Source organism: Neisseriaceae bacterium CLB008 (genome assembly GCA_041228285.1).
In the GTDB taxonomy this organism is placed as follows: Bacteria; Pseudomonadota; Gammaproteobacteria; order Burkholderiales; family Neisseriaceae; genus JAGNPU01.
In genome coordinates this window covers 1,075,322-1,086,863 of the sequence record CP166133.1, presented here as the reverse complement: position 1 = coordinate 1,086,863, position 11,542 = coordinate 1,075,322, and the positions used below count along the sequence as shown (strand labels likewise).

The 11,542-nt window shown below is 53.0% G+C and carries 13 protein-coding genes; 7 read left to right on the top strand and 6 right to left on the bottom strand.

The window, feature by feature from the left end:
* Positions 1 to 56: 56 nt before the first annotated feature.
* Positions 57 to 506: a GNAT family N-acetyltransferase gene (locus AB8Q18_04960; protein XDZ52405.1), complete on the bottom strand. Its 450-nt coding sequence runs from the start codon at positions 504 to 506 to the stop codon at positions 57 to 59.
* Positions 507 to 623: 117 nt separating this feature from the next.
* On the opposite strand from AB8Q18_04960, the gene AB8Q18_04955 reads away from it, so the two are divergent.
* Positions 624 to 992 (top strand): hypothetical protein, encoded by a 369-nt coding sequence (locus tag AB8Q18_04955; protein XDZ52404.1) that lies wholly within the window; start codon positions 624 to 626, stop codon positions 990 to 992.
* Positions 993 to 1,271: 279 nt separating this feature from the next.
* Here AB8Q18_04955 and AB8Q18_04950 read toward each other — a convergent pair whose 3' ends face one another.
* Complete coding sequence (locus AB8Q18_04950; GenBank protein XDZ52403.1) at positions 1,272 to 1,988, bottom strand: GntR family transcriptional regulator; 717 nt, start codon at positions 1,986 to 1,988, stop codon at positions 1,272 to 1,274.
* Positions 1,989 to 2,013: 25 nt separating this feature from the next.
* Here AB8Q18_04950 and lhgO point away from each other — a divergent pair, with 25 nt between their 5' ends.
* From lhgO to AB8Q18_04935, 3 genes are all read left to right on the top strand, one after another.
* On the top strand, positions 2,014 to 3,219 hold the full coding sequence (gene lhgO / locus AB8Q18_04945; GenBank protein XDZ52402.1) for an L-2-hydroxyglutarate oxidase: 1,206 nt from the start codon (positions 2,014 to 2,016) through the stop codon (positions 3,217 to 3,219).
* A 30-nt stretch (positions 3,220 to 3,249) separates the two neighbouring features.
* The gene (locus AB8Q18_04940; protein XDZ52401.1) at positions 3,250 to 4,563 is read left to right on the top strand and encodes an MFS transporter; all 1,314 of its coding nucleotides are present in this window, start codon (positions 3,250 to 3,252) and stop codon (positions 4,561 to 4,563) included.
* Positions 4,564 to 4,702: 139 nt separating this feature from the next.
* The gene (locus AB8Q18_04935) at positions 4,703 to 5,476 is read left to right on the top strand and encodes an MOSC domain-containing protein (GenBank protein XDZ52400.1); all 774 of its coding nucleotides are present in this window, start codon (positions 4,703 to 4,705) and stop codon (positions 5,474 to 5,476) included.
* A 52-nt stretch (positions 5,477 to 5,528) separates the two neighbouring features.
* Here the strand turns inward: AB8Q18_04935 and tpx are convergent, their stop codons facing one another.
* Together tpx and AB8Q18_04925 are read right to left on the bottom strand one after the other, a co-directional pair.
* Positions 5,529 to 6,026, bottom strand: coding sequence for a thiol peroxidase (gene tpx, locus AB8Q18_04930; protein ID XDZ52399.1), 498 nt, complete (start codon positions 6,024 to 6,026; stop codon positions 5,529 to 5,531).
* Positions 6,027 to 6,154: 128 nt separating this feature from the next.
* Positions 6,155 to 6,751: a TetR/AcrR family transcriptional regulator gene (locus AB8Q18_04925; protein ID XDZ52398.1), complete on the bottom strand. Its 597-nt coding sequence runs from the start codon at positions 6,749 to 6,751 to the stop codon at positions 6,155 to 6,157.
* A 236-nt stretch (positions 6,752 to 6,987) separates the two neighbouring features.
* Between AB8Q18_04925 and AB8Q18_04920 the strand changes: the two genes are divergently transcribed.
* Complete coding sequence (locus AB8Q18_04920; GenBank protein XDZ52397.1) at positions 6,988 to 8,037, top strand: AI-2E family transporter; 1,050 nt, start codon at positions 6,988 to 6,990, stop codon at positions 8,035 to 8,037.
* A gap of 332 nt (positions 8,038 to 8,369) precedes the next feature.
* On the top strand, positions 8,370 to 8,918 hold the full coding sequence (locus tag AB8Q18_04915; protein ID XDZ52396.1) for a hypothetical protein: 549 nt from the start codon (positions 8,370 to 8,372) through the stop codon (positions 8,916 to 8,918).
* Positions 8,919 to 8,968: 50 nt separating this feature from the next.
* Here the strand turns inward: AB8Q18_04915 and AB8Q18_04910 are convergent, their stop codons facing one another.
* Together AB8Q18_04910 and AB8Q18_04905 are read right to left on the bottom strand one after the other, a co-directional pair.
* A complete protein-coding gene (locus tag AB8Q18_04910) occupies positions 8,969 to 10,225 on the bottom strand; it encodes a Y-family DNA polymerase (GenBank protein ID XDZ52395.1) in 1,257 nt (418 codons plus the stop codon).
* Positions 10,225 to 10,818, bottom strand: a complete 594-nt coding sequence (locus AB8Q18_04905; protein ID XDZ52394.1) for a LexA family protein — start codon at positions 10,816 to 10,818, stop codon at positions 10,225 to 10,227. Before AB8Q18_04905 ends, AB8Q18_04910 begins: the two co-directional genes overlap by 1 nt.
* 78 nt (positions 10,819 to 10,896) lie before the next feature.
* Here AB8Q18_04905 and AB8Q18_04900 point away from each other — a divergent pair, with 78 nt between their 5' ends.
* Complete coding sequence (locus tag AB8Q18_04900; GenBank protein ID XDZ52393.1) at positions 10,897 to 11,511, top strand: alpha-ketoglutarate-dependent dioxygenase AlkB; 615 nt, start codon at positions 10,897 to 10,899, stop codon at positions 11,509 to 11,511.
* The last annotated feature ends 31 nt before the right edge of the window (positions 11,512 to 11,542 follow it).

Sequence of the window (11,542 nt, the reverse complement as noted above, 5' to 3'; positions counted from 1 at the left end):
GCATGCCTTCATATATAGAGCCAAAAAAAAACCAGCTCACGCTGGTTTTTGTACCCCTAAGGCAGGGCGCGGCGCATGATGCTAATGTCCATGTCTAAATAAACCGTTTCTTTCACCGTTTGCCAGCCCAGTCCTGCATAAAGCGCCTGCGCCTCGTCCGTGTATAAAAACAGCTCGGTATGCCCTAAGGCCATGGCCGCTGCCATCACGTGCTCAATCAACCGAGTGGCTATCTTATGGCCACGGTACGCCTCTTTGACGTATACACCGGCCAGCCAAGGCGTGGCTTGCGTATAAATCGACAGGTCAGCCGCCATTAAAAAGGCGCTGCCGCACAAGATGTCCCCATCAAGGGCAATGAAAGCTAAAGGTAAGTCTCCCTCGGCGTTAAAGCGTGCCAAGGCTTGGCATCTTGTCGCGACATCAGCGCCTTGCCAAGCAGCATGATGCAGCTCGGCCAGTTCAGGGATTAAGTGGGGATAATGGCTCAATGGTTGGATCTGCATCAGCGCACTCATTGGGGTCAAAAAAACATCATACAATAATCACGTGTTTTTGGAACCACCAACATAGGTCGCATCATGCTAGGATAAACCTAGTTCACCACAAATAAAGGAATGCGCATGACCCTAAAACCCATCATCTTGGGGCTCGCTCTCTTACCCTGGTGTGGCCTAAGCTTTGCCGCCACGCCTAAGGTCGCAGAAGCCTCTACCCCCCTACAGGCCGTGCTGGCCGAACGCAACGTGGTTGACCAACCCGAGTTAGCTGATGTGTCTTTGGTGCAAACCCTGAATCGGGTGGAAAACGCCACAGAGGCAACCGTTACCTTAATTGAGTCCAACCTCTTAGATGACTCAGTGGCTGCGGTTAAAAACGTCTTTTTTCTCAAGCGTGAGGGTGAGGTTTGGCACATTGACCAAACCCACAGCTTCCAAAAATGTCGTCGCGGCGGCGACACGGTTCGCTTTACCCAGAAACGCTGCCTTTAAAACCTTCTTCTGACCAGAGCCGGGCCTTTTTTGGCCGGTTCGGGTATTCAATGTGTGGCTCAAAACACAACACGCAGCACCTAATACCCTCTTTGGGGTCTCGCCATAAAAAATCAAAATTAACTGATAAATCATTTATTTAAAACGACGCCGAACTCTTTTCGGCTTTCTGTTTTAATTTGACCCGCCATTATTTAGCCACTGGCCTATTTACAAGTTGCATGCAACATGTAAATATAGCCTCCTGTTGCATGCAACAATAAGAAGCGCTGATTGAGATCACTCAGGATGTACCCAACCAAGCTGATGAGCAACGTCGTTGCCTTCCCAGTCTGGTCGTTTTAGGGATTCTTGCGTAATCAATAAAGACGCCGTGTTGATGATGTGCTGCTTCATGGCCACGGCCGCGGCTTGGGCATCGCCCGCTAAAACGGCCTGATGCAACAGCGCATGATCGGCAAACGTGTCCATACAGCTACGAGAATGAGGAATGGTGCTCGCCCCTGTCATCAAAACAGAGTTACGCGAGTCTTCAATAATAGAGGTGGCCTTACTGTTGCCCACAATCGTCAACAGACCCAGATGATAGTCTCGGTCTGCCTCTAAGGTTGCGTCCGCATCATTTTTAAGCGCAGCTTCTTCAAATGCCGCATACAACCGTTGAATATTAGCAACGTCCTCTTCACTACGAATGCTGGCGGCCTGCCGCATGATCGGCACTTCCAGCATGAGACGAATTTGAAATGACTCAATCAGCATTTCTAAGGACGTTGGCAGGATGCGTATCCCCTTGTTCTTTTCAATGCGCACCATGCCCACTTTTTCCAAAAACTGAGCAGCTTCACGAATCGGCGTACGGGAAATGCCCCCTATCCATTCGCCTAGCTCAGTCGCGGAATACAAGCGATTGGCCTCTAGCTCCTGATCGATGATGGCTTTACGCAAGATCGTAAAGGCGTTCTCAGCTAAGGTCGTGGGTTTGATTATTTTTTTCATTGCACACTCATTTAAGGAAGACGTTTTGAACAAGCCTAATTATGCCATTGTTGGCGGTGGCATTAACGGTCTGGCCGTAGCCAGACAGATCTTAATAGACCATCCAGAGGCCCAAGTCACGCTTTTTGAAAAAGAAAGCCAGGTGGCCGCTCATCAATCCAGCCACAACTCAGGCGTGGTTCATGCAGGACTGTACTACGAACCGGGCAGTTTGAAAGCAAAATTATGCCGCCGTGGCGTCACCTTGGTCAAAAATTACTGCCTAGAGCACGATTTACCCTATGAAGAGTGCGGCAAATTAGTCGTGGCCCTCACCGAAGATGAGCTGCCCCGCCTAGACGCTATTTACCAAAAATCATTGGCCAACAACGTGCCTGGCGTCAAAATGCTGTACGGCGATGAAATCCGCACCGTAGAGCCTAACTGCATCGGCGTGGCCGCGCTGCATTCGCCCGAAACCGCCATCGTCAGCTATGGCCAAATTGCCGAGCACATCGCCAGCGAGCTGATCCGCCAAGGCGCCGTCATTGAGCTCAACAGCCCTGTCGCCAAAATTGAGCAAGGCAGCAGCCACATTACCCTCACCTTAGCCAATGGCCGCGTATACGATCGTCTGTTTGATTATGTCGTCACCTGCGCCGGCCTACAGTCTGACCGTCTTGCCGCGAATTCCGGCGACAGCGCCACCCCCAAAATCATTCCCTTCTTTGGCCAATACTATGTGGTGGAAGAAGCCTATAAACACGACGTTAAAGGCCTGATCTACCCCGTTCCCGACCCTAAATACCCCTTCTTGGGCGTGCATTTCACCAAACGCATTGATGGCGAAATGACTTTAGGGCCCAACGCCTTTATCTCTAAAGGCCGTGAATGCTACGACGGTAAAAAAATCAACTTTGGCGACGTCTTTGACTATCTTGGCTATCGCGGCTTCTGGCGTTTTGCCCGTAAGAACATTCCGGCCGCCATTCGTGAAATGAAAACCGTGTTCAGCCAGCGCAACTTCGTCAGCGAGGCGGCTAAATACGTGCCTTCATTAGCCCACGTCAAAGTCAGCCCCGCCACGCGCGGCATTCGCGCGCAAGCCATGCAGCCTGATGGCTCATTGGTCGACGATTTCGTCATCAATAAGCAAGGCAACATCACCCACATTCGCAACGCACCTTCTCCGGGTGCCACCTCCTCATTGGCCATTGCTGAATACATTGTTCGAGAAGTCATGCAGCCATAATCACAATAACCGTCACACAAAAGGTGAAATATGAAAAACGTTGTTCGTTCTAAAGAAACGCCAGAAGAAGAAGCAAAACGCCTCAAGAAGGTGGCCACCGCCACCATCGTGGGCTCCATGCTCGAATGGTATGATTTTTATCTATACGCCACGATGGCCTCCATCGTGTTCAGCAAGATCTTTTTTGACCCCAGTGACCCGCAAACGGCCACCCTCAGCGCTTTTGCCACCTTTGCCATCGGCTTTGTGGCGCGGCCGATTGGCGGCATGTTCTTTGGCTATTTTGGCGACCGCTATGGCCGTAAAAAAATGCTGGTGGTGACCTTCTGCCTCATGGGCGTGTGTACCGCGTTAATCGGCTTGATCCCAACCTATGACAGCATTGGCGTATGGGCTGCCGTCTTCTTAGTGGCCATCCGCATTGTCCAAGGCCTAGGCGCAGGCGCTGAACTGGCCGGTGCCGCCGTCACGTCTTATGAGCATGCTTCTAACGACAAAAAAGGCCGCCAAGGCGCTTGGCCTGCACTGGGCTTAAACTTAGGCCTATTGCTGTCTTCGCTCACCGTCTATGTTTTAACCTTAAACGGTGAAGCTTTCTTGCTGAACGGCGGCTGGCGCATTCCGTTCCTATTGAGCATTGTGCTGGTATTTGTCGGCATGTGGGTGCGTAAAAGCCTGCCTGAAACGCCAGATTTTGATCAGCTCTCGGCCGAGAAAAGCACCAAAACGCCGTTTAAAGACGTGTTTAAATTCAACCGTAAGGGCCTGCTGGTGGTGTTCTTCTTAGCCGTAGGCTACAACGCTTTAAGCTATATTTTCAAAACCTTCTCATTGGCCTATTTAACCCAGTTTAAAGGCGTATCGGCGCACGTGACCTCGCTATCGGTTACCATCGCCAGCCTGGTCGCCATCGTGATGGTGCCCTTCTTTGGCTGGCTATGCGATCGCTGGAGCAGCAAACGGGTTTTGGTCATCGGCGGCCTATTATCGGCCCTTTTTGCCTATCCCTTTATGTTCTTATTGCAAACCGCCGACAGCATGATGATTTACCTAGCCCTAGCCATCGCGACCGGCGTGTTGGCACCGATGATGTTTGCGCCACAAGGCTCTTTTCTTAGCCGCCAGTTTCCCACCAGCACCCGCTCCACCGGCGTGGGGACTGGGCGTGAAATCGGCACCGCGGTCGCCGGCGGCCTCGCACCATTGGGCGCCTTAGGCCTGGTGGCGGCTTCACCAACCAACTCAACAACGGGCGTGGTGATTATTTTGGCCATCGCCGGCATTGTGGTCACCGTGTCGGCGCTGTTTGACCAAGGTCGACACTACGCCAGCGGTAAGAATTAAACCCTGCACCATCTTTCAGCCCTTAGCTTCGCCTAAGGGCTTTTTTTATGGCCGGCACAAATCCCGCCACCTTTGGCCAGACTGGGTTAGAATAACGTCTCTAAACCGCCGACCGTTGACGCTCTGGGAGCCCCTCGCCATGCATGTAACTGAATTACTGACCTATCCTCTTAAATCTTCAGCCCCGATTAGCCACAAACACTGCCGCGGCAGCGTGGTCGGCATTGAGGGCGATCGTCAGTTTGGGCTGTTTGCCCAAGACACGCGAAAATTATTTTCATTGCGCAACAACCCCATTCTGGCCAAACAGGCGATCAGCATTGAGCCAGACGCGATCAGCATCACCAGCCTAATCGATGGGCACAGCCACTCCTTCGCCCTGAGCGCAGACGGCACAGAAACCGTCGACGTTTGGCGCCGACAGCTGCCCGCTACTACCTATGGAGCGGCATTAAACGACTTTTTTAGCGCTTTAGTGGGCACGCCCGTGCTGTTTGCCCAGCCACAGCTGCCCGAGCACAATACCGACGTTGACCAAACCTTTATGGACGGCGGCGCACTGCATCTGGTCAATCGACACAGCGTGATGGCCCTGGGTGAAGCGATTAATATGCCCTTCATCGACCCTAAAATCTTCCGCCCCAACTTGGTCGTCGACGACTGGGCCGTCTTGGCCGAAAATGAGGTCAGCACCCTCAGCATTAATGGCGTGACCTTCGAAGTCGTTGAGCGCACCAGCCGCTGCGTGGCAATTAATCTTCTGGCCCAAGCGCTTGGCCTAGACACCAAGCCCCTACCGCTACAGGCCTTGAAGGCCTTTAACGGTGGCAGTGGCGCCCATTTCGGCGTGTATTTACGCCCGGCGCAAGACTTCACCCTCAGCCTAGGTGATGAAGTCCATATCTTGGCCTAAACGCCCAACAAAAAACCGCCCAGAATGGGCGGTTTTTAATGATACGGTTGGCTTACAAAACCTTAATTGCGGCGTCGTAATCTGGCTCTTCGCTGATTTCAGCCACCAATTGGCTGTGCAAGACTTTATTGTCTTCATCCAGCACCACCACGGCGCGCGCGCATAAGCCGGCCAAGGGGCCCGTCGCGATGTCCACACCATAGGCTTGCTTGAAATCCCAACCGCGCATGGTGGATAAAGTCACCACATTGTCCAACCCTTCGGCGCCGCAAAAGCGCGCTTGCGCAAACGGTAGGTCGGCCGAAATACACAGCACAACCGTATTGTCTAAAGTACTGGCCAATTGGTTAAAGCGACGAACCGACGTGGCGCACGTACCGGTGTCCACGCTGGGGAAAATATTCAACACTTTACGCTTGCCGGCAAAGCTGGCCAAGGGCGTGTCGGCTAAATCTTTCGCCACTAAAGTAAACTCAGCGCCTTGAGCGCCTGTTTGTGGGAACGTGCCTTTAACTTCTACGGGATTATTTTTTAAGGTTACGGTACTCATGGTCTATCCTTTGCTGATCAAGGGGAAGCGTTTGCTTAAAGCGTCAGCAAACGCGAAGGTCGCTTTCATTGTACGGCTTCCAAGCCCTATTTCAAACCCTTTTATCGCACACTGAGGCCATGACTGAGTCAGGCTTCGGTTTCTTCAACCGCCTGCCAGATCAGCTCGATCTGCGCCCGTAATCGACCTTCTAATTCAGCGTAAGACTGTTTTTCAAACGTGTGGGAAACGCCCAAATAGAAATAACTCGCCACCACTGCATCGGCAATCTTATGGGATTCAAACCGACTACGTAAGGTACCCGCTTTTTTTGCATCCTCGATGAGCTCGGCCAACTGTGCGGCAAAAGACATGATCAGCACATTTTCATTTTGGGCCGACTCTGTCGTCTCCATAAAAGCCCTTACCACCGTCGCCATCAGCGGCCCTAAGGCCGTAAATCGCCGTAAGGACAGCACCAATAAATGGGTGATCTGGTTTTTAATCGAACCATATTGGCTCAAGGTTTCCCATTCGGGCAGCATCAAAGACTGCTGGGCATGACCATAATGACGCAAGACATCGTCTTTACGGGCAAAATAATTAAAGAACGTGCCTTTGGCAATGCCGCAGGCGTCGGTGATTTGCTGTACCGTCACGGCCTCAAAGCCGTGGGCAACAAACAAAGCCATTGCTTGTTCGTAAATCTGATTTTTCACTGCCGCACGCTGCTGCGCTCGTAACATATTCGCTCCATAATGACTGTGGTCATAAATTGACCGCGGTCATTATGAAGTATTTTATAACTTATGTCAGTATTTATTTATCACTCCTGATCGACAGCCGTCATGCGTGGCGCAAGCTCGTGATATGATGGATCATCATCGACGCCATCAGCCCCTAAAGCAGCCTCAACGGCCGCCATCGTGGCGTTTACTGTCGATTCAGCATCGTGTCCCGCTACGGCGAAAGACGATTCTTTATGTTTACGGATGCCTTAATCATGCCTGACCCAAACGCCTCTTTCATCGAAGCACGCAAGCTCATTCTCGCCAGCTACCTATTGGCTGCGCTGGCACTGTTTGGCATTTTAAAATTCCACCTTTTGTCCGCCCTCTTTGCCGGCCTCTTGGTGTATGAATTAGTGGTATTAATCGCCACGCGCTCTATCGTGGCCAAACTCGGTCGCCCTGGCGCGCGCTTTGCTTCGGTGTCGATTCTGGCCATGCTCATCGTCGCCGCCATCGTCGGCATAGGCGCGGGCATTGCCTCCATTTTTTATGGTGAACACAACGCCATTCCTTCGGTGATGCAAAAAACAGCCGAAGTGGCCGGCGTGATTCATGGCTATCTGCCGATCTGGCTCAGCAACCTGCTGCCGCAAACGGCGCAAGAATGGCAGGCGTCTGTTTTAGACTATTTAAAAGAACACGGTGATCAGCTGCAACTCTTTGGCGGGCGGGCTGGCCGCAGCCTGCTGCATATTTTATTTGGCATGGTCATCGGCGCCCTGGTGGCCCTCTACAGCCTAACCCAACCAACCAGACTAGGCCTCTTACCGCGGGTATTGCGTTCGCGCCTGCACAAGCTTGCGGATGCGTTTCACGAAATTATTTTTTCCCAAATCAAAATTTCGGCCATTAACGCCCTCTTAACCTGGCTCTATCTGGACGGCATTTTAGCCCTAACCGGCTATCACCTACCGCTGACCAAAACCTTGGTGGTGCTGACCTTTTTCTTTGGCCTCTTGCCCATTATTGGCAATTTGATCACCAACACCCTCATCGTCATCATCAGCATGACCCACTCGGTTGAGTTAGGGATTGTGTCGCTGCTGTTCTTAATGGTGATCCACAAGCTGGAATACTTTCTCAACGCTAAAATCATTGGCTCACGCATTCACGCGCGCACCTGGGAGCTGTTAATTGCCATGGTGGTGATGGAGGCTTTGTTTGGCCTGCCAGGCGTGATTGCGGCGCCCATTTATTATGCTTATTTGAAAAATGAGTTGAAAGCGGCCAAGCTGTTGTAGAGAGAGAAGTGAGACTGAGGCGGCCAGGGGTGAAAGCGGTGTCTTGAACAGGTGAGCTGAGGAAATACTCGCTACGCCGTGGTTTTTTAGCCATCCGTAGGGTGGGCAAAGCGCAGCGTGCCCACCATTTTTAGCGTATCCCCCTGCCTACATTTAAAACCCGCGTGGGTCACGACCCACCCTACGCTTAAGGGCCTACAGTGTAGACGTAGGAAAGAGCATAGGTAACGATACAACAAACCATAGTTTAACCACCCGCCAAAATATAATATGATTTACCCCATACGGCCGCTCTGTGCCCCCGCTTAAACCCTAAAAAAGACCGACCCATCATGAACGTCAAACACCAGGCCCTCACCCTTCTTTGTGGCCTCATCTTAGCCGCCCCCGCCCTCGCAGCCCCACCGGCCAGCCTCCTCAACTCACCCGTTGAGGCCAGCTATTTAGTCAATCAGTTTAAAACCTCAGACCTTTATGGCGCTTGGGGGATCACTGCGCTTGAGGACGACGAGGAGCCTTATGCATTCACCCTGATCCAGATTTTATTGCCGAATCAAAAAGGCCTGTTTGTCACCCGCATCCAAGATCGAAAAACCAAACAAGAAGAAGGCAGCAGCCAATATTTCACTTGGGATTTTAATCAACAAACCCAGATGTTCACCGTACACACCCACCAAATCGTCAGCACCAAAACGGGGCAGCCCACACAGATTGAGGCCGTGGATCTAGTCGAAGATGGCCCGATCTCCTTATATAAAGATGGCAAAAAACCCATCGCCATTAAGCTGCAAGATACTGACCCTAAAATTGTTTTATTGAAAATTGACGACCAGACTGTGCCTGAGTTATTTAAACAGGCTGAGCAAGGCCGTCAGAGATAAGGCTATCGGGCTGAACCGCCCAGCGTGGCCATCATCGCCAAATGGCCTACTCAAGAACACACCAGCAAATCCTCGAAACGGGTCGTAAAACAAGGACTTAAATGAGCCTGCTGCATGAACCAATCATCGCTTAGCAGCTCACTGCCGAGGCGTATGCTGGTCTTGCCATAGCTTTGTCGCAGCTGATCCAATACGCCCATCACTGCCGTGCTTTTTTGGTCGCCAGCGTCCGTCCATAAATCGCCCTGAATTCCGGCCTGAGCGGAGCTAAAACCAGCCAAGGCCACACCACATTTCTTATACCGCCGCCCCTGACAATAGGCACGCTTCAATAGGGTTTGTGCATGTTGATGCAGCACCATGGTGTCGGCACTGGGCTGCACCAAAGCCATGCTTTCATAAGCCTGATGCCGCGCCTCGGCATAACGATTACTGGACAAAAACACATGCAGCAGCTGGGCCTGGCTGCCTTGCGCCCGCAATAACTCGGCGGCCTCACTGATGTGGTGGCTAATGGCGGCCTGTAGCGGTGGCAGCTCGATTAAGTCGTGAGCAAAGCTGCGGCTACGCAAAATCTGCTGGCGCGCTTCATCTGTCACCATCCCCTCACACGCCACGCCCTGTAGCTCGCGCTGAACCCGCTCCACCACTACGCCATAGCGTTGGCGTAAAGTAGCCGTATTGGCCTGCTGTAAGTCCCAAGCACTGTTGATGCCTTCTGCCGACAACTGCGCGCCGAGGCGCCGACCAATGCCCCAAATGGCCGTTATCGGTTCGCTCTTTAAGGCGCGCGCCTGCACCGCAGCCGACCAGTCTGACCACACCACCACGCCTTCGAAATAAGCCCCGTGCTTTTTGGCCAAATGGTTGCAAAACTTGGCCAAGGTTTTAGTCGGCGCAATGCCCACGCAGCTGGGCAGCCCCAGCCACTGCGCCACCCGCTGCCGAATGGCCACGCCCTGAGCACGCAGATCGCTCAGGCCGCTCACGTCGGCGAAGCATTCATCTATGCTGTATACCTCAATGCTGGGCACCAGCGATTCAATCGCCGCCATCATCCGCCGCGACATGTCGGCATACAGCTCATAATTACTGGAAAACACCGTTAGCTGACCAGAACGCACCCAATGAGCCACTTTAAAATACGGCACCGCCATCTGCACGCCTAAGGCCTTGGCCTCGGCACTACGCGCCACCACGCAGCCATCGTTATTCGACAGCACCACCACCGGCCGATGTTTTAAATCAGGCCGAAACACACGCTCGCAGGAGGCATAAAAACTATTGCCATCGACTAGGGCATACATCAGCGTTTGCCGTGCCGAACGTCTTTAATCACAAACGTCACCACGCCGACAATGTGCCATACGTCTTCGGGGCCGGGACGAAATACGGGATAATCCTCGGCTTCATTTTCAGCGTGCAGCTCGATCAGATCAGGCCCTTGATGTAGCCGCTTAATGGTGAATTCACTGCCCATATCCGCCATCACAATGTCTTTATGCTTAGGCGTCTTGGCGCGATCAATGACCAATAAATCATTCACATCAATGCCGGCGTCCAGCATCGACACGCCGCCTGCGCGCACGGCGAAAGTAGCGGTTGGGTTGCTGATTAAATACTGGTTAAAGTCTAAATAATCCGCAATATACGGCTCGGCCGGTGACGGAAAACCTGCCGGTACCTTATTCAAGGCCATAGGGATTAAAGCCTCATTGGCAGCAGGCGTGATCAACCGTGCGTCAGCCGGCAAGCGCTGCGGCCGTGGTGCGGCGATCAAGGCATCCACCGCGGCCACCAAATCTTGCGGCACCCGCTTCACCACCGTGGCGCGCCCACTGCCGAATTTGGGCTTACGGCCTGCGCCCTGTCGTTTACCGCCATGCTGTGGTTGGTCCATATCAACACCCATCTTGATTAAGTTACACAATCAAGATTATACTCTGGTTATCCTTCATTAAACCAGCCCTTCTTTACGATGACGCTAGACCTTTTCGCCCCCAGCGACGGCCTCGAGAACCTGCTGCCCTACGATGGTTGCTTACACAATCACGGCTTAGTCTTGAACCTAACCGAAGCACAGCAGGCCTATGCCGAACTGCTTCGGCACATCGACTGGCGGCCGGATCAGCTCCAGATGTTTGGCCGCACCATCACCACCCGCCGACGGGTTGCTTGGTACTCCGATGCCGGCGCCCACTATCGCTACAGCGGCAGCAACAAAACACCGCAGCCATGGACGCCCTACTTGCTTGAACTCAAAGCACGGGTGGAATCTCATGTGGGCGAGCGCTTTAACGCCTGCCTGCTCAACCACTATTGGGATGGACAGGACGGTATGGGCTGGCACAGCGACGACGAAGCCGAGCTGGGCGATCAACCCAGTATTGCCTCACTCAGCCTTGGTGCCGAACGGGTGTTTGCCTTACGCCACAAACGCACGCAGGACGAGCGGCGCCTGCCTCTGGCCAGCGGTCAACTCATCGTGATGCGCGGCGACACCCAGCACCATTGGCGCCACAGCCTACTGAAGAGCCGCCGCATCGATGCGGGCCGCATCAACCTCACCTTTCGCACCATTTTAAGGCCTTAGCCTTATCTCGAACGCCCACAAAAAAGGCCAG